Genomic DNA, 20,345 nt, shown 5'->3' with positions numbered 1-20,345 from the left:
TTCTTCGCGGAGCCGTTACTTCGTTGGTCCGGATTCGGAGTCCGGGTCTCCATCCTCAGGGGCCTTGGGCTCGTCCGGGGCCGCGGCATCATCCGGGGTGTCGTAGCCGCCGCTGAGCAGTTTCTGCAGGGCATCGTCCACTTCGCTGTCGCTTGCCTCAGCAAGCCGGCGCCGTTCGGAGAACCCGTTGGGATCGTCCAGGTCCTCGCCTGTGGGCAGGAGGTCCGGGTGGTGCCAGATGGCGTCCCGGCCCTCTATGCCGCGCTCTTGCTTGAGGGTTGCCCACAGTGTTGCGGCATCCCGAAGACGCCGGGGCCGCAGCTCCAGCCCCACAAGGGAAGAGAAGGCGTGTTCGGCAGGGCCGCCGGTTGCGCGGCGTCGCCGAACCATCTCGCGCAGCGCCGTCGCTGAAGGCAGGACCTTCTCTGTGGCCTCGGCGGTGAGCTCGTCCACCCAGCCCTCGACCAACGCCAGTGCGGTTTCCAGTTTCTCCAGGGCTGCCGTCTGCGCCGGGGTCCGTTCGGGAGTGAAGACGCCTTGCGACAGGGCTTCCTGGATACCCTCCGGGTTGCTCGGATCCAAGTCCCTGGCGAGGTCTTCGACCCGGGACATGTCAATGTGGATGCCGCGGGCGTAGGCCTCGATGGCCCCCAAGAGGTGTCCGCGAAGCCACGGTACCTGGACGAAGAGCCTGGCGTGGGCAGCTTCGCGGACGGCGAGGAATAGCCGGATGTCGTTCTCCGGCAGGCTCAGTCCTTCGCCGAACTTCGCTACGTTGGCAGGCAGGAGCGCCATTTCCAGGTCCGCCAAAGGAACGCCGATGTCCGTTGAGCTGACGACTTCGGCGGAGAGCGCGCCGATTGCCTGTCCAAGCTGCATGCCGAAGATCGCTCCACCCATGTTCTGCAGCATCGAGGAAGCGCCGCCCATCATCGACTTCATTTCCTCGGGCATTTGCTGGCTGAGGGCGTTCGACAGGGCGTTTGCGACGCTGTTGGCAACAGGTTCCGTAAGGCGCTTCCACGTCCCCAACGTCGCCTCGACCCATTCGGCACGGGACCACGCGCGGCCGATCAGTCCGGTTGAGGGAAGGTCGGTCACAGGATCCAGCCACAGTTCCGCCAGTCGAAGGGCTTCATCGATCTCGCGCGCCTGCTGGGAGTTCACCGACGGATCGCCGCCGGCAGCCGCCACCCGCCGGGCATTATCGTGGGCGAGTTGCCAGTTGACAGGACCGTCAGAGGTGGAACTCATCATGGCCTGGACCTGTGCGAACATCTGCTGCAGCAGGTTGGGGTCGTTGGGCAGCCCGGCGGCCTTTGCCAGTTCGGCCGGATCGATGTTTCCCATTCCCTGGCCGCCCATCAGGTTCTGCAGCATTTCCGCTAGCGGATCCTTGGGGGTTTCGTCGTCGTTTGACGGATTGCTGGGGTTTGAAGACATGGTGCCGCCGATCGTCGAACTGGCTGGTGATCACTTTCACCGTACCGCGCGCCGGAGGGGCTGTCTGCCTGCGTGGTGCGCCGTTCGCTGTAGGCAAAGAGGCCTTCCGGGTTTACGAACGCGTAGTGTGGATGCTTGGTATGTTCCCTCTGCCGCCGTAGCGGCAGGAGAGAAAATTGGCCGTCAGGCAGTGGCGGCATAGAGAGGCACCAATGCTTACTTCGCCCAGCCCCGAAGGTTCGGTTGACCCGCGTCAAACGCCCGATGCCGATCCCACGTCCGCGGCGCCCGCGCCTCCGGGCGGCTCCAGCCGATACATGATGATGGTTGTTTCGGGCCTGGTTGCGCTGGGCCTCGGTTTGGGAGCCGCTGCCCTTCCGGTTCCTTACGTGGTGGAGTCCGCAGGCCCGACGTTCAATACCCTTGGCCAGGACGGCGATAAACCTGTCATCACGGTGTCCGGCCATGAAACCTACCCGGCCAAAGGTAACCTCGATCTGACCACTGTCCTGATGGCCGGTGGTCCGAAGAGCCCGGCAAGCATCTACGATCTTTTCCGTGCGTGGCTGGATAAATCGAAGGCTGTCTATCCGGAAGAACTGATTTATCCCAAGGGCACCACCGCGGAACAAACCGTTCAGCAGGGCGAGATCGCCATGGAGACTTCGCAGGAGAATGCTGTTGCTGCGGCACTGCGTGAGCTGGACATTCCCTTTGAGCAACGGTTGACGGTCGCGGGGCTCTCTGACGGGTCTCCTTCATCAGGCAAACTGCAGGAGGGTGATCGCCTCCTTGCCATCAATGGCAAAGCCATCACGTCCATGAGCGTGGTCCAGGCCGAACTCTCCGCCGGGGCCGGGGCGCCGGTGGTCGTCGGGATAGACAGGAACGGATCCACGACGTCGGTCACGGTGACGCCAACCAAGAATGCCAGCGACCGTTACGTCCTGGGAGTTCTGCTGTCCAGCGATTTCACCTTCCCTTTCGACGTGAAGATTTCCCTGGACAACGTGGGTGGCCCCAGCGCGGGCATGATGTTCGCACTGGGCATCGTCGACACCCTTACTCCCGGTGACCTCACCGGCGGCCGGCATGTGGCCGGAACCGGCACCATCACTGCGGACGGGGCTGTTGGGCCCATCGGGGGAGTAGCGCAGAAGATGATCGGGGCCAGGCAGCATGGAGCGACGATGTTCCTCGCCCCCGCAGCGAACTGTGCAGACGTCGTGGGAAACGTCCCGGATGGTCTTCAAGTGGTGAAGGTGGAGACCTTGGCGGATGCCAAGGCCGCCGTGGAGCGGCTCGGCTCGGGCCAGGACACATCGGGCCTCCCCACCTGCGCAAACAACTAGACTGGCCGTGGAACTTAGCTCCGCCGCCACTCGTGGCATATATGACGGCTTCACCTGCACCCAGCTGGGACGGCCGTCGAACACCCGCATACCGACTTTCAACTGACGACCAATGAGGTACAGAGTTTGTCCCGTCCCGCCAGCTCCAGCCCACCCGGAAGATCGCCGCTGAGACGAGGTGCCCTGACCCCGACGCTCATTGTCGTGGCCGTGGCGGTCGTCGGGTTCATTTTCTTCGCCAATGTGTGGACAGATGTCCTGTGGTACCAGCAGTTGGGCTTCTTCGAGGTCTACATCCGCGAGAACCTCGCCAGGATCATCACGTTCATCGTCGGCTTTGCCATGATGTTCGCCGCCGTCTTCTTCGCAATCCGGATCGCCTACCGGTCCAGGCCGGTGTATGCCCCGGATGCCGAAGCCCGCGACAACCTCAACCGCTACCAGGCGCAGCTGGAACCTGTGCGCCGGGTCGTCATGGTCGGCCTGCCTATCCTTTTTGGGCTCTTCGCCGGCAGCGCTGCCGCCAGCCAGTGGCAGAAGATTCTTCTGTTCTTCAACCAGGAACCCTTCGGACAGGCGGATCCCCTATTCAACCTTGACATCAGCTTCTACCTGATGTCATTGCCCTTCCTTGGCTTCGTCACGGGATTCCTGATCAGCATCGCGGTGGTTGCCGGTATTGCCGGCATCCTGACCCATTACCTTTACGGCAGCATCCGGCTCATGGAGCGCGGGGTCTTCACCAGCCGTGCAGCCCAGATCCACATCGCCGTCACCGGCGCACTGTTCCTGCTGCTGCTTGGTGTCAACTTCTGGCTGGACCGTTACACGACGGTTCAGAGTGCCTCCGGCCGCTGGGCCGGTGCGCTCTACACGGACGTCAACGCCGTGGTGCCAACCAAGGCCATCCTGGCCGTGGCGGCAGGCCTGGTAGCTATCCTGTTCATCGTCGCCGCAGTCATCGGCCGTTGGCGCCTGCCGGTCATCGGCACCGCCATGCTGATCATCACCGCGATCCTGGCCGGCGGCGTCTACCCCTGGGTGATCCAGCAGTTCCAGGTACGCCCGTCGGAGAACACGCTGGAACGGGAATTCATTTCCCGCAACATCAATATGACCCGTTCCGCCTACGGTCTGGACAAGATCGAGGTATCGGCCTACAACGCCACGACGACGGCGCAGAGCGGTGCGCTTGCCAAGGACGCCCAAACGGCCGCGAACATCCGCCTCCTGGACCCCAACCTTGTGTCCTCGGCGTTCTCCCAGCTGGAACAGTACCGTCCGTATTACCAGTTCCCGCAGACGTTGAACGTCGACCGTTACACGGTGGACGGAAAGGTTCAGGACACGGTGATTGCCGTGCGCGAACTCAACCCTGATGGTCTGAGCGCCAACCAGCAAACCTGGGTGAACCGGCACATCGTCTACACCCACGGTTACGGCGTAGTAGCGGCCAAGGGCAACAAGTTCACGGTCGACGGCAAGCCGGAGTTCCTGCAGTCCGGTATCCCGTCCAGTGGTGTCCTCGGCAACGACACTTCCTACCAGCCGCGCATCTATTTCGGCGAGAATTCGCCTGAATACTCCATTGTGGGCGCTCCGGAGGGATCACCCCACCGTGAGCAGGACCGGCCGGCCGGGCGTGAAGGCACCGGGGAAACCCAGTACACCTTCACTGGAAACGGCGGACCGAATGTTGGCAACTGGCTTAACCGGATTCTCTACTCCATCAAGTTCCAGTCCTCGGACCTGCTTCTGTCCGACGGCGTCAACGAGAAATCCCAGATCCTGTACGACCGCAACCCGCGCGAACGTGTAGAGAAGCTGGCGCCTTACCTCACGGTGGACGGCAATGCCTACCCGGCTGTGGTGGATGGTCGCGTGAAGTGGATCGTGGACGGTTACACCACGAGCCAGTACTTCCCGTACTCCCAGCCGCAGCAACTGCAGAACGCCACCGCTGACTCCCAAACGACTGCCGGACGAACGGTTGCCTTGCCAAACAGCTCGGTCAACTACATCCGTAACTCGGTCAAGGCGACTGTTGATGCCTACGACGGCTCGGTGACTCTCTACGCATGGGATGAACAGGATCCGCTCCTGAAGGCATGGCAGAAGGTCTTCCCGACCACGCTGAAGCCGTACACGGAGATGTCCGGTGACCTTATGAGCCACGTCCGCTACCCGGAGGACCTGTTCAAGGTCCAGCGTGAACTCCTGGGCCGTTACCACGTGACCGACGCTGACAGCTTCTACCAGAACAACGATGCCTGGAGCGTTCCGAACGATCCCACGGTCTCGGAGCCGGTCAAGCAGCCGCCGTTCTACATGTCGCTGCAAATGCCCGATCAGGACAAGCCAGCGTTCCAGCTCACCTCGTCCTTCATTCCGCAGACCGTCAACGGAAATGCGAGGAACATCCTGTATGGCTTCCTGGCTGCTGATTCCGACGCCGGCAACGTCAAGGGTGTGAAGGCGGACAGCTACGGCAAGTTGAGGCTGTTGCAACTTCCCACTGACACGCAGGTGCCGGGCCCCGGCCAGGCGCAGAACAAGTTCAACTCCGATCCCACCGTGTCCCAGGCATTGAACCTCCTGCGACAAGGAGCCTCGGATGTATTGAACGGCAACCTGCTGACGCTCCCCGTGGGCGGTGGCCTGCTGTATGTGCAGCCGGTCTACCTGAAGTCGACGGGTGAGACGTCGTACCCGACGCTGCAGCGCGTCCTGGTGGCCTTCGGCGACAAGATCGGCTTCGCGCCAACGCTGGATGAGGCGCTGGACCAATTGTTCGGCGGCAATTCCGGTGCGAAGGCCGGGGACTCCGATAACAATGGCCAGACTCCTGCGACTCCGCCGGGTACCACCACGCCTGAGGCTCCGGCGGACGCCAAGGCCGAACTCAAGGCGGCACTGGATGAAGCCAACAAGGCCATCACGGACGGCCAGGCCGCTCTCGCCAAGGGCGACTTCGCCGCTTACGGAACCCAGCAGACCAAGTTGTCGGAGGCCTTGAAGAAGGCACTCGACGCCGAGGCCAGGCTGGGAGCAACTCCCGCACCTTCGGCGACGCCCAGCGCTACGCCGTCGCCCTCCCCAAGTAGCTAGTCCGTATAGCAAGGCCGGTGCCCGCTCCCACCAGGAGCGGGCACCGCTTTTTAAGGAAGCCTGTGCCGATTCTTAAGGAAGCCTGTGCCGAAGCGTTTACAGGAGACTGGCGCTGGGCTCCCGGTCAGGGGAGACGCACATCACGGCTCCAGGATTTGGACTGCCGGTCCGCGGACGGTAATGTTGTTGGTGCGACGCGGGGTGGAGCAGTTCGGTAGCTCGCTGGGCTCATAACCCAGAGGTCACAGGTTCAAATCCTGTCCCCGCAACTGGAGAAGAAAGTCCGGATCAGTTTTACTGATCCGGACTTTCTGTTTTCCCTGGGGGTTTTTTGGACCCCATGTTTGGGGTTAGCGGCCCGCATATTTTCATGAACCCCGAATTATTTTGTGACCGCATATTTTTCGCGGACCCAGATCCGCGACGTGATCTCGGGCACTCCGGGGCTATATGGTCATCAGCACCCTGCCGCTTAGGGTATTGTTGTTTCAGCGACGCGGGGTGGAGCAGTTCGGTAGCTCGCTGGGCTCATAACCCAGAGGTCACAGGTTCAAATCCTGTCCCCGCAACTGGAGAAAAGATCCGGATCAGTAATCACTGGTCCGGATCTTTTGTTTATGCGTGTCCAGCACCGTCCCGATGCGGTGCTAGCATCGATTCCCGAACAGCTGGGCACGCCGATCGCCGGGAAGGGCCAATGGTCGAAGAAGACTTCACACAAAAGCTTGAGGGCCAGGTCCTGGAGCGGAACAGTCCCGTGGCCGTGTACCAACAGGTGGCCGATGTCCTGGCGGACCACGTCAGCCGCCTGGAGCCGGGTGCGAGGATTCCCACGGAGGAGTCGCTGATGGAAGAGTACGGAATCAGCCGGACCACCGTCAGGAAGGCCATGGAAACCCTCGTAGCCAAGGGGCTCCTTGTGCGCCGCCAGGGCAAGGGAACATTCGTCATGGCGCAGCGCCCTGCCCGCATGCTCAACCGGCTGGCCCCCTTCATGGAGACCTTCACGGCTGCCGGGATGAAAACGGTCAAGGGGTTGATCGAGTACAAGTGGATGGAAAAAGACAACACGGTCCCTGCCAAGCTCGTTTCCGCGGACAACCTTGTCCTGGTCATCCGCCGTTCCTACTCCAGTGGAGGATGGCCCTACGCCATAGCGGAAATCTTCATCCCGTCCCATATCGGCCGGCACATCAGCCTTGCTGACGCAGAACGGAACTCCATCTACCAGGTGATCCAGGACAGGACCTTGAAACCCCTGCAACGGGCCGAGATCACCGTGACCATGCACGCACCGCCCGAGCACCTTGCTGACGCCCTGAATGTGCGGGAGTTCCCGGTAGTGCCGCGGCTTGAGAGGACCACCCTGGGTGCCGATGACGAAGTCCTGGAGTGCACTGTGACGTACTTCCATCCCAACGGTTTTGAGATCCGGGCCGAGGTGGCCACCGAAGCGGCCCCGGCCCGGCCCACGACGGACCCGGCAGCGTTTCCGGTTCCCTGAGCACGCGCGGCGGGTAGGGAGCCCAATCATCCCGGCGTTAAGCAAAACTGGCCGGCCCTTAGAGGACCGGCCAGTTACTCGACTCAGTGATCAGTGACCCGAGGCAGTGATCAGAGCTTGTCGAAATCTGCTTCGTCGATGGTTACACCGCTGGAGGCGGGGGCGCCGCTTCCAATGGCAGGCTTGCTGCCACCGGACTTGAGGGCTGCCAGGCGTGCTTCAATCTCAGTCTGCTCTCCCAGATCTTCGAGCTGGTTGAACTGTGCGTCGAGGCTGGAGGCAGCCAGTTCCTGCTGACCGAGGACCTTGGCCTCCTCGCGGCGGATCTTCTCTTCGAAACGGCCCACTTCGCTGGTGGGGTCCATGATGTCGATGCTCTTGAGGGCGTCGTGGACCTGGGACTGTGCGGCTGCGGTTTTGGAACGGGCTACCAACTCGTTGCGCTTGGCGGTGAGCTGGTTCAGCTTGTTCTTCATCTGGTCAAGGCCGCTCTTGAGCTTGTCCACCACCTCGGTCTGCGAAGCGATGCTCGGCTCCGCTGCCTTGGCCTCGGACTCGGCTGCCATCTGGCGCTGGATGGCAACCTTGGCGAGGTTGTCAAACTTCTCGGCATCCACGGTGTCACCGGAAGCGCGGTATTCGTCGGCCTTGCGGGAGGCGGCCAGCGCCTTGTTGCCCCAGTCCTGGGCGTTCTTGACGTCCTCGTTGTAGTCGGCCTGCAGCATCCGGAGATTGCCGATGGTTTGTGCCACTGCGGACTCGGCCTCGGCAATATTGTTCGTGTAGTCGCGGACCATCTGGTCCAGCATTTTCTGCGGATCCTCAGCCTGGTCCAGCAAAGAGTTGATGTTTGCCTTGGCGAGCTGTGCGATCCGACCGAAAATGGACTGCTTAACCATGGTGTTGCCTTTCGTCCTGCTCAGTGGAAGCCACTGAAATCAGTGATCAGTTGTTGTACCGCTTAGGTGAATGGGGCCAGGGGCCCACCTGGTTCGTGGTGGCGGGAACCAGTTTGTGTTGCCTAGAAGCTGCCGGAGTCGCCTCCGCCGAAGTCGCCTCCGCCGCCCCATCCGCCGCCGGAGTCGCCACCGAAGAAGCCTCCTCCGCCGCCGTCGCTGTGGCCACCGCCCCATCCGCCGCCTCCGCCGTTGAGGATGGAGTTGATCAGGATGCCACCCAGGATGGCGCCGCCAAGTCCGCCGCCGCCTCCGCCGCCTCCGAACATGCCGCCACGGCCGTAGCCCTGGTCGGCGTAGCCGAAGTGGTCGACGTCGGCCTGTGCCAACTGTGCCGCCTGCGCCGCGAGCGAGTGTGCCTGCTGTGCGTAGGTCAGTGCAGTGACGGGATCATTGCGGGAGATGGACAATGCGTAATCCAGGTTCCGTTGGGCCTCTGCCAGCCGGGTGCGTGCCTCGGTGCCGACCCCACCGCGGCGTGCGGTGATGTAGTCGCTGGTTGCACTGATCTGGGCTTGGGCAGCCATGATGGTCTGCTGCAACGAGGACTGTGCGCGGCGCGCCTGTTCCTGTTGGTCCCGGATGCCGGAGAGGGCCTGGTCCAGGGCCTGATGCGCCGTTTCCACCCGCGTCAGGGTTGCGATGGGATCGATCTTTCCGCTGCTGATTTCATTCTTGACCTGCGCCAGGGCTGCTTCAACGCCAGCTACCGGTCCGGCGAGCTCGGGGTGCTGTCCGGACTGGATCATTGCCCTTGCCTGCGCCAGGTCCTGGCTGGTTTCGGCCACGGCGCTTTCGAGCGAGTTCCGGGCTTCGTCCAGGCTGCCGGCGGTCTTGGAGATCGCGTCGATCAGCACGTTGGTCTGATGAAGGCTCTCTTCGGCGGCGCGCACCGCAACAGCAGCAAGGCTGTTTTCGCCGGAAGCGAGTTTCTCCTGGGCTGTTGCCGCCGCGTTCTGGACGAACGCGAGCCGCTCCTTGGCCTGCAGGATGTTGTCGGAAACCTGCGCCGACGCGGAGTCCGCGTACTTTGTCCGAAGAGCCTCGAGAGACTGTTCGGCGCTGGCAATTCGTGCGTCCGCTTCCCGTGCCCCGTTCGTTACTGCCGCGAGTGCCTGGGGAGCGTTCTTCTCCAGTTCGCGAAGTGAATCGAAATCGGCTTTCTGGTCACGGAGGGAGGCCAGCGCGGCCTCGGAACGACGGATGATCTCGCCGAGCCAGCTCCGCTGCTGTTCCTCGGTGTCGGGGATATGGTCGTCGAGCTGCTGCTGCAGCTTGAACGACTCCGTCATGTGGTTCTTGGCTTCCTGCAAGGCCTTGCTGAAGTTGCCGATGGCTGCATCGCCATACTGTGCCTGCGCAAAACCGAGTTCCTGCTCGCTGGACTTGATGGCGTCATCCGCCTCGATCAGCAGCGATCCGCTCTTTTGGCGAAGCTCGGGGATGCTGAGGCCTGCCAAGGGGTCCAGCTGCCCGCTCTGGGGCCCATGGCCGGCGTCGGAAGACTGGCCGGCCTTTTTGCGCCGATTCCGCAGGTACAGGTAGGTTCCAGCACCGGCGACGGCCACAGCGCCGACTCCCACCAGGACGCCGGCGCCGCTGTTGCCACTGGGAACGGTGCCGCTTCCGCCGCCGGCGGCGTCGCCGATGGCGGCTGCGGTGTCAATGGCTGCCTGGGCGTAGTCCTTCTTGCCGCCGGCAAGGTTCGCGACAATGGCATTCTGTGTGATGTTGGTGCGCTTGGAGTAGATAGAGCTCTGGGAATTCGGGGCGAAGTAGTACTGGCCGGCAGTCGATATCGCCAGGATGACGTCCGCCTTGCCCATCTGCTTCTTCTCGGCCACGGCCTCGCCCCAGGCCTTGGGATCGGAGGGGTTCTCGAAGGAGTTAACCGTCACCACGTAGAGGTTGTACTTGTGGTCCTTGAGCGTCTTCTGAATGGCGTCCTGGACCTCGCCCTTCCGGCTGCCAAGGACGTTGGCGTCATCGACGATGTTTGTGCCGGATGGAATGGTGACCGGGTCCGCAGCCCAGGCCGAGCCGGCCGGGAGGGCCAGCACTCCAGCCACGCCAATCACGGCGAGTACACGTTTCACTATTGACCGCATGTGCAACCCTTCAGCACGTCTGCGACTGGAACAGGGCGAACCAATCGTCACAGAATGCTCAGCGCCCCCACGCATGGTGTAAAGCCGCAGGTCGCTGTGGCAATTCCTCTTGATTCTATGGTGCACCCCATACCCCGTCCACAGGGCTGAATATGCCACCAGCGAAATACAGGAGAAACCCCGAAGTTCCGCGCGTTGAAGCCTTCAGCGCCGGTGGGGACAGCGTGTTCCCGGGAAGGAAAGTGGCCTTTCAGTAAGCTCCCAGCAAACGTCCGAAATTGTTCCAGTCAACGGGTCCATAGTTGAGGTAGGTCAGAACGAAAGGACACCCCCATGACGGAGAACCCAGCTCAGGGAAATGCACCGGAGAACCGCGAGCCTTCGGCGCCACGGGACGGTACGGGCACTTCCGATGCCAACCCCACCCGGCAGCAACCCGCAGCCGGCTCCGGCTACGGAGCTCCTGCCCAGCCCACTGCCCCCTTGCCGGCGTTCCAGCCGGGCGCCGAGGGAGGCCGCCCCGCCGCCGGCCCGCAGTTCGCCCAGCCCCAATACGGACAGGCTCAGCACGGCCAGCCCCAAACGAGCCAGTCACAGCACAGTCAACCCCAACACGGCCAAGCGCAGCCCGGAGGCTACCAGCATTCGGACCGGGCCCCGTACGGCGGAGGCTACCCAGCTACCGGGCAACGGCCCGAGTACCCCCAGCGCCACCCGTTCTACGGCGCACAGTCCACCGGCGGCCACGACCCAAACAGCAGCCACGCACAGCAGGGCCAAGGCAGTTACCACGCCCCTGGCCAGCAGCCCTCCGGGAAAACGAAGGCCAAGCCGGTCTTCGGCGTCGGGACGCTGGTTGCCAGCATCCTGGCAGCGGGCCTCGTGGGCGGCGGAGTGGTGGCTGGTACCAGTGCGCTGATGGATGAGCCTGCCACGGCGTCCTCCAGCAGCGGCCAGTCCAGCACCCTGATCGTGAACAACAAGGACGACGTCAACGTCATTACGGCTGCTGCCGCAAAGGCGTCACCCAGCGTTGTCACCATCAAGGCCACCAGCGGTAATGAAGGTGGCACGGGCTCAGGCATCATCATTGATGACCAGGGCCACATCCTGACCAACACCCATGTGGTGACGCTGGACGGCGCTACGTCCAACGCCGCGATCGAAGTTCGTACCAGTGACGGCAAGGTCATGAAGGCCACGATCGTGGGCACTGACCCGCTGTCCGATCTCGCGGTCATCAAGGTATCCGACGCCTCCGGGCTGGTGCCGGCCACGCTGGGTGATTCCTCCAAGATCAACGTGGGGGACACCGCCGTCGCGATCGGTTCGCCGCTTGGACTCACCGGCACGGTGACCGACGGTATTGTCTCAACGCTCAACCGGACCATCAGCGTTGCCTCTTCCGCCGTTCCCGAGGACGGGCCGGACAACAGCCAGGGCAACGACGAGGGCTTCCAGTTCGCTCCGCCGAACGGCGGCCAGAGCCAGCGCTCGGCGAACGAGGGATCGATTGCCATCAACGTGATCCAGACGGACGCCGCCATCAATCCGGGCAACTCCGGCGGCGCCTTGGTCAACAGCAAGGGCGAGATCATCGGCGTCAACGTCGCCATCGCCTCGGCTGGCAGCGGCAATTCCGATTCTTCGACCGGCAACATCGGTGTTGGGTTCAGTGTGCCGATCAACCACGCGAAGCGGATTGCCCAGGAAATCATCGACAACGGGAAGGCCAGCCACGGACAGTTTGGCGTGTCGGTCAGGTCAAAGTCGTCCACGGGCGGCAATTCCGGTTTCTCGGTGGGCGCAGAAGTCGCTTCAGTGACCGCGGACTCGGCGGCCGCCAAGGCCGGCATCAAGGTAGGGGACGTCGTCACCAAGTTCGGCGACTACGCCATCAGCGACCCCAACCAGCTGACTGCCGCCGTCCGCGAACAGCCGGCCGGTGCCAAGGTCAAGGTCACCATCGAACGCAACGGCCAGTCACAGGAAGTCGACGTTACGCTCGACGCCGCCAAGTAGGCCGGGCCCAACGTAAAGCTGGACCCAACGTAAAGTACGACGGCGGGGGCACCTGCGGTTGGCAACCAACCCATGGTGCCCTCCCGCTCCGGGCGTCGGCCGCGGGCGAGGACCGATCCTGAAACAGGAGTTAACCCCGCAATGGTTTTTTGCGGGCAATATGCTTAGCTAGGGGGAGCCCACGCGTTTGGGCGTTTCACGGCCACGTTTACTGCGGTTGGCCGTCCACAAGCATGGAAGGCTGCTTCGAAGACAGTGGAAGAGACATTGAAGATTGTCGTTCTGGTCAAGCACGTCCCGGACGCCCAGTTCGACCGGCACATCACAGGACCGGGCAACACCACGGACCGTGACGAAAGTATCTTGTCCGAACTGGATGAATACGCCCTCGAGGCCGCGCTGCAACTTGCTGAGGAACGCGGCGGCGCCAAGGCCGGCAACGAGGTCATCGCACTGAGCATGGGGCCCTCCGGGGCCGTGAACTCCGTCAAGAAGTCGCTGCAGATCGGTGCCTACTCCGGAGTGCACCTGAGCGATGACGCCTTGGCAGGATCCGACGCCGCTGCCACGTCCTTGGCCCTTGCCGCCGCCATCCGCCACATCTCCTCCGACGGACGTCCCGTGGACCTGGTCCTGACGGGCATGGCTTCCACGGACGGGGAGACGTCCTTGGTTCCCGCGCAGCTGGCCGAGCGCCTCGGCCTCCCGCAGCTCACCTTCGCCTCCACATTGGAGGTCAACGGCCGCACTGCCGTGGCACGCCGGGATGCGGGGACGCACTCGGAAACAGTGGAAGCGCAGCTGCCCGCGCTCGTCTCTGTCACCGATCAGATCAACGAGCCCCGGTACCCCAACTTCAAGGGCATCCTGGCCGCCAAGAAGAAGAAGATCGCGTCCCTGACGCTGGCCGACGTTGGAGTTGATGCCTCCCAGGTGGGTCTCGCCGGATCCTGGACCGTGGTGGAAACGGCAGAGGCCCGGCCGCCGCGGACAGCAGGCACCATCATCAATGACGAAGGCGACGCCGGCATCAAGCTGGTCGACTTCCTGGCCGCACAGAAGCTGCTCTAAGAGGACTGCACACATGGCAAACGCACTTGTTTTCATTGACAACCCGGGAGCATCGCTCAAGAAGAGCAGCCTGGAACTCCTGACTCTCGCCCGCCAGCTGGGGGAGACCGCCGTGGCGGTCAACGGTGAACTGAACGACGACGCCGCGGCGACCCTGGGCGCCTATGGCGTCACTGCCGTGTACCAGCCGTCGTCGAACGATCTGGGCGATTACCTTGTGGGGCCCAAGGCCGCTTACCTTGCCGCCGCTGTGGCGGCTTCGGGAGCAACCCGCGTGCTCCTCGAAAACTCGCCCGAGGGCAAGGAGATCGCCGGGCGGCTGGGCATCAAGCTCAGCGCCGGAGTCATCACGGATGTTGTTGGCGTGGAAGCCGATGGGACAGCCCATAAGTCTGTCCTGGCCGGCTCCTACAACACCTCCGCCAAGGCCACGACGCCAGTTGCCGTGCTGACTGTCAAGGCGAACTTGATTGAACCGCAGCCTGCAGATACCGCTACCACGCCGGAGGTTGCCAAGGTGGAAGTTCCGGCCGACGCTACCGCGGCGGCAGCGCGCATCTCATCCCGCGAGGCCAAGCCTGCCTCCGGCCGTCCGGACCTGAGCGAGGCCCGGATCGTGGTGGCAGGTGGCCGCGGTGTTGATGGCGACTTCGGACCGCTGGAGGAACTGGCGGACGTCCTGGGGGCTGCCGTTGGCGCTTCACGAGCCGCAACGGATGCCGGTTGGATCGGCCACGACGCCCAAGTGGGCCAGACCGGCGTCACCGTCTCGCCACAGCTCTACATCTCTGCGGGTATCTCCGGAGCGATCCAGCAGAAGGCCGGCATGCAGACCTCCAAGGTAATCGTGGCCATCAACAAGGATGCCGAATCTCCGGTGTTCGAGATCGCCGACTTCGGGATCGTTGGAGACCTCTTCAAGGTCCTGCCCCAGGCTACAGCCGAGATCAAGAAGCGGAAGGGCTAGTTCCTTGGCTTTTGACGTTTCGTCATCGAAGAGCCCGTTCAATGCCTCCACGGAGCGCGTTGAGCGGGTGCTTTGTTTTACTGCCCACCCGGATGACATCGACTTCGGAGCTGCCGGCACCATTGCTGCCTGGACCGCTGCGGGCGTCCAGGTAAGTTACTGCATCATGACCGACGGTGACGCGGGCGGGTTTGATCCCGTGGACCGTGAGCGCATCATTGAGCTCCGGGCCGAGGAACAACGGCACGCGGCTTCCCTGGTAGGAGTGCAGGATATCCACTACCTGCATGAGCGGGACGGGTACTTGGAGCCGACACACGAGGTCATCAGGCGGGTGGTGGAACTGATCCGCCGGATCCGTCCCCAGATTGTCCTGACGATGCACCCTGAACGGAACTGGGACCGGATCCAGAAGAGCCACCCCGACCATCTGGCAGCGGGCGAGGCCGTGACACGGGCAATCTATCCTGCGGTAGAGAACCCGTTCGCCTACCCGGAACTCGCCGAGGCCGGCCTAGAGGCTTACAAGCTGCCCTGGCTATGGTTCATTTCCAGCCCCGGATCGCTGGAAAACCACTTTGTTGACGTCACGGACCACGTGGACTCGAAGCTGGCGGCCATCCGGATCCATGCGAGCCAGCATCCCGACGTGGCGCACATGGAACGCGTGGTGCGGAACAACCTGATCGCGAACGGAGGACGCGCGGGCTTCCCTGAAGGCCGGAGTGCTGAGGCGTTCCACGTGGTGGCTGTCAACGGAAACAGCACCATAGCAGGGTTCTGATATTGCCCTGATGTAACCCCTGCCATATGCTTGACCTCGGTTAAATCATATTTATTTGAGGAAGGCGGACTTTGATGGCGAAGACTGCACAACAGCCCGTTCTGGTGATCATGGGGGTCTCCGGTTCCGGCAAGTCGACGGTAGCGGGCGTGCTCGCAGGCAAGCTTGGCTGGGACCTGGCCGAGGGCGACGACCTGCATCCGGAAGCAAATGTGGCAAAGATGCACGCGGGACAGGCGCTCACTGACGAGGACCGCTGGCCGTGGCTCGGCACCATCGCGGACTGGATCAAAGCGCACACTGCCGCAGGCACTCCGGCCATCATTACGTGCTCCGCCCTGAAGAAGAAGTACCGGGACGTCCTCCGGGGCGAGGGCGTGGTCTTCGTGTTCCTGCAAGGCAGCAAGGACAGGATCTCGGACCGGCTTGCTTCCCGGCACGGTCATTTCATGCCGACGTCCCTCCTTGAATCGCAGTTCGAAGCGCTCGAAGAACCGACCGAGGACGAGAACTACGTTTCGCTGTGTGTTTCGGCCTCGCCCGCCGAAGAGGCGGACGAGGTCATCGAACGCCTTGGTCTCCACCCGGTTGGCGCCGGCGCGGGCTGACGCGGGCGGGTGCCTGCAATCAAGCGGAGCCGAGCGGTACCACCAGGACCGGGTCGCTGGTGGGGGCCTGCGATCCGCCGGTGGGCTCCACCGTAATTGCCACGGAAGACGCCGCGGAAAGTCCCTTCACCACAGCAGGCTTTGAGAGGGTTTCGGCATCCATGGTGCCTTGCGGGACAGGAGCCGAACCGTCCTTGGGGAGGGTCCACAGCTGATACACCTTGCCTGATGGGGCAGGGGCTACGCCGTCCATAAGGACCACGAAGGAGTCTTTCGCAGACGACGCCGAGATGGTGGCGGTGCCGCCGCCGGGAACGTCGGCCGTCTTCTTCTGCACGTCCTGGGCTTGGAGGACCTGGGCGACGGGATCGTTCTGGCCTGCCATGTAGCCGCCGATGCCGACGCCGGCCACGGCGATGACAGCTGCGGCTGCAGCTCCGATCAACCAGCCACGGGCACCCCCAAGGCGACGTCTTTCGGCGCGTTTGGTCCGTGCTTCGTCAAGATCCGCGACGGCGGCCGGTGCTGCAGGTTTGTCAACCACCACAGCTGCGCCCGGCCCTTGTTCGGCGTCAACTCCCTGGGCGCGGGGCTCGTGGGCGATCTTTTCCATCAAGTCGTGGAACAGGCGGGCCGGGGGCTCTTCTTCGGCGGTAAAACTGATGGCCAATGTTTCCCGGGCCTGCCGGACGCGCTCAAGGAACTCAGGTCCTTCGGGAGCGTCCTTGATGTAGTCATCGATCAAAGCACGTTCGGAATCCGTAACAGCGTCCAAGGCATAGAGTTCTGCCAACTCCAGGACACGGCCTTCGGCCAGGTCGGTTGCGATGTCGTTCGCGAACATTTTGCGGATGAATCCTCCACTGCTTTCGCTCAAGTCAGCCCACCCCCAAGCACGTCTTGAGGCGCAGGAGGCCGTCCCGGATCCGGGACTTGATGGTCGGCACGGCTGCGCCGAGTTTTTCTGCGACTTCCCGATACGTGAGGCCGCCGTAATAGGCCAACCGGACAGACTCCTGCTGGGTTTCGGTCAGTGTTCCCAGGCAGCGGCTCACAGCTTCGGCTTCGAGGTTGGTTCCAACTTCCTCGGCCACGACGTCATGGTCGGGATCCTGGCTTGCCGCACTGTATCTGGCTTCGCGGTCCGAGGCGGCCTGGACTGCCCGGACGCGGTCAATGGCCCGGCGGTGGGCGATGGTCATCAACCAGGCCATGGGGCTTCCCGCCGAGGAATCGAACTTGGCAGCGCCCTGCCACACCTGCATGAAAACTTCCTGGGTGGCATCCTCGCTGAGGTCCGGGTCGATCAGGACGCGTTTGGCCATCCCGTAAACGCGTCGGGAGGTGAGCCGGTAGAAATCCGCAAAGGCCTGCTGGTCGCCGTTGGCAACCAACTCAAGCAAACCGGCCAACTGCGAACCCACGTCAGTTGCCGGGGCGGTTTCAAAAACCGGGGGAGCGGGGTTGTTGGGGGTGTCCATCACGTTCAAGCATATGTTGTCCAAGGGCTGACGTGCAGGCCAACCGGGCCCCGATACTGTCGCTGGAACAGTGCGTGGCGGCATGCCCCTCTCCAGCGTACTCACATGCGTCTCCTTCCCGGCCTTCGGCGGCTTTTTCCCGCATCAGGTATTCGGAGCCGCAGCCGGTCCGGATGGCTACAGTTTGGCTCCGGCGAAGCCGTTCTGGCGCCATGCCTCGAACACGGCGATGGACGCTGCGTTGGCCAGGTTGAGCGAGCGCAGGGAAGGAAGCATGGGCAGCCGGACGCGTGCGGTGACGTGCGGGTCCTGCTTCAACCACTCAGGCAAGCCGACGGATTCGGGCCCGAAGAGCAGTACGTCGCCCTCTTGGTACGCGATATCCGTGTAGGTTGTGTCGCCGTCGGACGTGAATGCGAAGACACGTTGCGGCTGGAGTGCAGCCCAAGCGGCGTCAATGTCCTGATGAACGGTCACGACGGCGAGGTCATGGTAATCGAGGCCGGCACGGCGAAGTTTTGCGTCCGAGAAGTCGAAGCCCAGCGGCTCAACCAGGTGGAGCTCAGCGCCGGTGATGGCGGCAAGGCGGATGGCATTTCCGGTATTGCCGGGAATTTCGGGAGTGTGGAAGAGGATGCGGAACACCGTCCCATCCTAGCGATGCCGGGAGCGGCTGCAGGTCAGTGCATGCCCCGCAGCAAGCGTGCCAGGACCGGCACAACCACGGTGTTCGGCGCCGGCCCGGAACTGAGGAACTGCTTGAGCCCCCGGGCCAGGCCTGCACCGTTGACTATTTCTACTCCGCCTCCGGAACGGGATTTGCCGTAGTGGTCGATCACGGGCTCGTGCAGATTGCCGTCGGGGCTGTGCAGGACAACCCACCCGGTGACGTTGAGCTCGGGAAAAAGGTCCTGCATGTGCCTGACGATGTGGGCCAGTTGCGGGGGAGCGATGGAGCGGCCGCCGTGGCGCAACGATTGGCCGTCCCAGGCATAGGCACCCTTGGGGAGCAGCATCGAGCCGACCAGGGCGAGCCGGTATCCGGACAGCACCGCGTGGTCAATGTGGTTGTTGTCCGACGGGGACCGCAGCCCGTTGATGAGCCTGGCCGCAGGAATAGCTGACAGGACCTGTTTGCTGATGAGCTGGACTGTCCGCGTTTCCCGCTGGATACGGGCTTCTGCCCCGAAGATGCCCCGCCTGCGGGGCATGCCATGCACTTGCTGCACGGCCTCTGCCCGGGAAATGAGGGGAACTTCGTTGGGGTCATCGAACGCGGGAACGTACACCGGGGCGTCCCCGGCGGTGTTGCGGGGGGACTGCGGGCGCCTGACTCCTGCGGAAGTGGCGGACCCGCTGGCAGGTCCCTCGTAAGCTGCTGCTCCGGAACGGCCCGGGGCCGGGGTATTGGCGGCGTACCTGCGGTCGTACTCCGCCCGGCGGCGCGGGTCGATCAGGGTTTCGTAGGCCAAGGTAACCCGGCGGAAGATCTCAGCGTCTCCGCCATGGTCCGGGTGTGCCTTCCTGGCGGCCTTGCGGTAGGCCTGTTTGATCTCCTTGTCCGTCGCGGTGACGGACACGCGAAGGACCTGGTAATGCGAACTGTTGCCCTCGGCCAAGCACAGGCCCTTCTCTAGTCTGGTGCGTCCCTCCTTGCATCCACAGAGGAGGGGCGCGGTTCGGCCAGTTTATCCAGCCAACAGTTGAACGTTCGCAGCGGTGGCTCTGGTTCCCGGCAGGGCGGCTAGACTCAGTCGGGCAGGACAGCGAGTGAGGAGCAACAGTGGTACGCAATGTTCGACGACGGCTGCTTGGCTTGGGTGCCGTGGCATCAGCCGCAGTCCTCGGCGCCTGTAGCGTCAACGTACCTGACCCGGCCGCTCCGAAGCCGTCGCCGGTGGAATCCACGTTATCGACACCGACTATTACGCCCGGCCACGATGCAGCTGCTGTCGCGGCGAAGGATCTGCCGTTGAGCGCCGGGGCCAGCCTGGTACCGGGGGATCCGGTGACCATGGAGTCCAAGTTGCAGGAAGTCCCGGGATGGTCGTTGGTCCATGCAGCAAAGCAGGGCGAGGACGAATATAAGAAGTCCGATGGCTGCGTGGCGGTCACCCGCGTCTCGATCAATCAAGGGCCCCTTGTCGAAGCCGGAAACGACGAGGCCTCCACAAAGGCCGTGTTCCAGTACATGAATCCCGCGATCGACCCCGGCCGGCTGACGCCGGTGACACTTCGTTGGGGGCAGGATACGGACAAGCCGCTGAGGAAAGTGGAACTGCTGGCGCTGGAATCCTCAGCGGCAAATGGTGGTGCTTCCGCAGTGGTTTTGGGTCGGCTGTTCAGCGGCCCGGCCGCGTCCGTTTACGTGTCCATCACGTGCCCCGATGACGCCGCCCTGGCCAAGGCGAGGGCCGACGTCGAATCCGGCGTGGTACTGGTACCACCCGCCTGAGCACCTGCCGGACTACTTCCCGTGCCTTGAAGCAAGCCGGTTCAAGGCCAGGGCGCCAACCAGGAGGCCGAAGTCCCGCAGGGCGACGTCGAAGAAGCTGCCCAACACCAGCAGGTTGACGATGATCCCCAGAAGCCACAAGGCCACAATGACCGAGCCTATCCGTGGCCGCAGGGCGACGATGATGCCGGCAATGACCTCGATGATGCCCACGCCATACATGAAGGTCTGGGCCGGAACCGGGATGACGGTGGTCGCCGCGGGCGCCAGATAGGCGGTCCAGTCCGTGAGCAGGTTGGTGAACTTGTCCAAGCCGAACAGGATGGGCGCCACCGTAAAGATGGTGCGCAGCAGGACGAACGCCTGACGGGATGTGCGGTCCTCCAACACCGTGGTGGTGGAGACGGCGTGTGCAGTTGAAGGTTTCATGGCGATGCTCTCTTTCTATAAATAGGTATCTTGATTTTAGAATCGCCGGGATGATTA

17 protein-coding genes and 2 tRNA genes are annotated in these 20,345 nt (G+C 63.2%); 11 read left to right on the top strand and 8 right to left on the bottom strand.

The window, feature by feature from the left end:
- Positions 1 to 15: 15 nt before the first annotated feature.
- Positions 16 to 1,443 (bottom strand): zinc-dependent metalloprotease, encoded by a 1,428-nt coding sequence (locus QN084_RS03555; RefSeq protein WP_021471829.1) that lies wholly within the window; start codon positions 1,441 to 1,443, stop codon positions 16 to 18.
- Between the two features lie 212 nt (positions 1,444 to 1,655).
- On the opposite strand from QN084_RS03555, the gene QN084_RS03550 reads away from it, so the two are divergent.
- The 5 genes from QN084_RS03550 to QN084_RS03530 all read left to right on the top strand — a co-directional run bounded on the left by QN084_RS03550 (position 1,656) and on the right by QN084_RS03530 (position 7,407).
- The gene (locus QN084_RS03550; RefSeq protein WP_021471830.1) at positions 1,656 to 2,795 is read left to right on the top strand and encodes a YlbL family protein; all 1,140 of its coding nucleotides are present in this window, start codon (positions 1,656 to 1,658) and stop codon (positions 2,793 to 2,795) included.
- Positions 2,796 to 2,921: 126 nt separating this feature from the next.
- Positions 2,922 to 5,903, top strand: coding sequence for a UPF0182 family membrane protein (locus QN084_RS03545; RefSeq protein ID WP_031216340.1), 2,982 nt, complete (start codon positions 2,922 to 2,924; stop codon positions 5,901 to 5,903).
- A gap of 195 nt (positions 5,904 to 6,098) precedes the next feature.
- Positions 6,099 to 6,172 (top strand) — tRNA-Met (locus QN084_RS03540).
- Positions 6,173 to 6,398: 226 nt separating this feature from the next.
- A tRNA-Met gene (locus QN084_RS03535) sits at positions 6,399 to 6,472 on the top strand.
- A gap of 128 nt (positions 6,473 to 6,600) precedes the next feature.
- On the top strand, positions 6,601 to 7,407 hold the full coding sequence (locus QN084_RS03530) for a GntR family transcriptional regulator (protein ID WP_062097302.1): 807 nt from the start codon (positions 6,601 to 6,603) through the stop codon (positions 7,405 to 7,407).
- Positions 7,408 to 7,517: 110 nt separating this feature from the next.
- Here QN084_RS03530 and QN084_RS03525 read toward each other — a convergent pair whose 3' ends face one another.
- Both QN084_RS03525 and QN084_RS03520 read right to left on the bottom strand, forming a co-directional pair.
- On the bottom strand, positions 7,518 to 8,306 hold the full coding sequence (locus tag QN084_RS03525; RefSeq protein ID WP_062097300.1) for a PspA/IM30 family protein: 789 nt from the start codon (positions 8,304 to 8,306) through the stop codon (positions 7,518 to 7,520).
- Positions 8,307 to 8,428: 122 nt separating this feature from the next.
- Entirely contained in the window at positions 8,429 to 10,471 is a 2,043-nt protein-coding gene (locus tag QN084_RS03520; protein WP_170828550.1) for a TPM domain-containing protein, read from the bottom strand.
- Between the two features lie 333 nt (positions 10,472 to 10,804).
- Between QN084_RS03520 and QN084_RS03515 the strand changes: the two genes are divergently transcribed.
- The 5 genes from QN084_RS03515 to QN084_RS03495 all read left to right on the top strand — a co-directional run bounded on the left by QN084_RS03515 (position 10,805) and on the right by QN084_RS03495 (position 15,923).
- On the top strand, positions 10,805 to 12,493 hold the full coding sequence (locus QN084_RS03515) for a S1C family serine protease (RefSeq protein ID WP_021471835.1): 1,689 nt from the start codon (positions 10,805 to 10,807) through the stop codon (positions 12,491 to 12,493).
- A gap of 267 nt (positions 12,494 to 12,760) precedes the next feature.
- Positions 12,761 to 13,564 carry an electron transfer flavoprotein subunit beta/FixA family protein gene (locus tag QN084_RS03510; RefSeq protein ID WP_021471836.1) on the top strand — a complete coding sequence of 268 codons (804 nt, stop codon included), beginning with the start codon at positions 12,761 to 12,763 and terminating at the stop codon, positions 13,562 to 13,564.
- 13 nt (positions 13,565 to 13,577) lie between these two features.
- Positions 13,578 to 14,531: an electron transfer flavoprotein subunit alpha/FixB family protein gene (locus QN084_RS03505; protein ID WP_069695179.1), complete on the top strand. Its 954-nt coding sequence runs from the start codon at positions 13,578 to 13,580 to the stop codon at positions 14,529 to 14,531.
- A 4-nt stretch (positions 14,532 to 14,535) separates the two neighbouring features.
- Positions 14,536 to 15,315, top strand: coding sequence for a PIG-L deacetylase family protein (locus QN084_RS03500; protein ID WP_069695178.1), 780 nt, complete (start codon positions 14,536 to 14,538; stop codon positions 15,313 to 15,315).
- A gap of 74 nt (positions 15,316 to 15,389) precedes the next feature.
- The gene (locus QN084_RS03495; protein ID WP_021471839.1) at positions 15,390 to 15,923 is read left to right on the top strand and encodes a gluconokinase; all 534 of its coding nucleotides are present in this window, start codon (positions 15,390 to 15,392) and stop codon (positions 15,921 to 15,923) included.
- A 19-nt stretch (positions 15,924 to 15,942) separates the two neighbouring features.
- On the opposite strand, the gene QN084_RS03490 is transcribed toward QN084_RS03495, so the two are convergent.
- The 4 genes from QN084_RS03490 to QN084_RS03475 form a co-directional block, all read right to left on the bottom strand.
- Positions 15,943 to 16,767 carry an anti-sigma factor gene (locus QN084_RS03490; protein WP_021471840.1) on the bottom strand — a complete coding sequence of 275 codons (825 nt, stop codon included), beginning with the start codon at positions 16,765 to 16,767 and terminating at the stop codon, positions 15,943 to 15,945.
- A 34-nt stretch (positions 16,768 to 16,801) separates the two neighbouring features.
- Complete coding sequence (gene sigK / locus QN084_RS03485) at positions 16,802 to 17,404, bottom strand: ECF RNA polymerase sigma factor SigK (RefSeq protein ID WP_031216344.1); 603 nt, start codon at positions 17,402 to 17,404, stop codon at positions 16,802 to 16,804.
- Between the two features lie 177 nt (positions 17,405 to 17,581).
- Positions 17,582 to 18,049, bottom strand: a complete 468-nt coding sequence (locus QN084_RS03480) for a tRNA (cytidine(34)-2'-O)-methyltransferase (RefSeq protein ID WP_021471842.1) — start codon at positions 18,047 to 18,049, stop codon at positions 17,582 to 17,584.
- Between the two features lie 35 nt (positions 18,050 to 18,084).
- Positions 18,085 to 19,023, bottom strand: a complete 939-nt coding sequence (locus tag QN084_RS03475; RefSeq protein WP_062097292.1) for a J domain-containing protein — start codon at positions 19,021 to 19,023, stop codon at positions 18,085 to 18,087.
- 164 nt (positions 19,024 to 19,187) lie between these two features.
- Here QN084_RS03475 and QN084_RS03470 point away from each other — a divergent pair, with 164 nt between their 5' ends.
- Positions 19,188 to 19,859: a hypothetical protein gene (locus QN084_RS03470; RefSeq protein WP_062097290.1), complete on the top strand. Its 672-nt coding sequence runs from the start codon at positions 19,188 to 19,190 to the stop codon at positions 19,857 to 19,859.
- A 12-nt stretch (positions 19,860 to 19,871) separates the two neighbouring features.
- On the opposite strand, the gene QN084_RS03465 is transcribed toward QN084_RS03470, so the two are convergent.
- Positions 19,872 to 20,288, bottom strand: coding sequence for a hypothetical protein (locus QN084_RS03465; protein WP_021471845.1), 417 nt, complete (start codon positions 20,286 to 20,288; stop codon positions 19,872 to 19,874).
- Positions 20,289 to 20,345: the final 57 nt, after the last annotated feature.

Origin of the sequence: Paenarthrobacter sp. R1 (assembly GCF_030264015.1) — a bacterium.
In the GTDB taxonomy this organism is placed as follows: Bacteria; Actinomycetota; Actinomycetes; order Actinomycetales; family Micrococcaceae; genus Arthrobacter; species Arthrobacter ureafaciens.
Note: the sequence above shows the minus strand (reverse complement) of the source record. Positions and strands in the feature narration are given on the sequence as shown.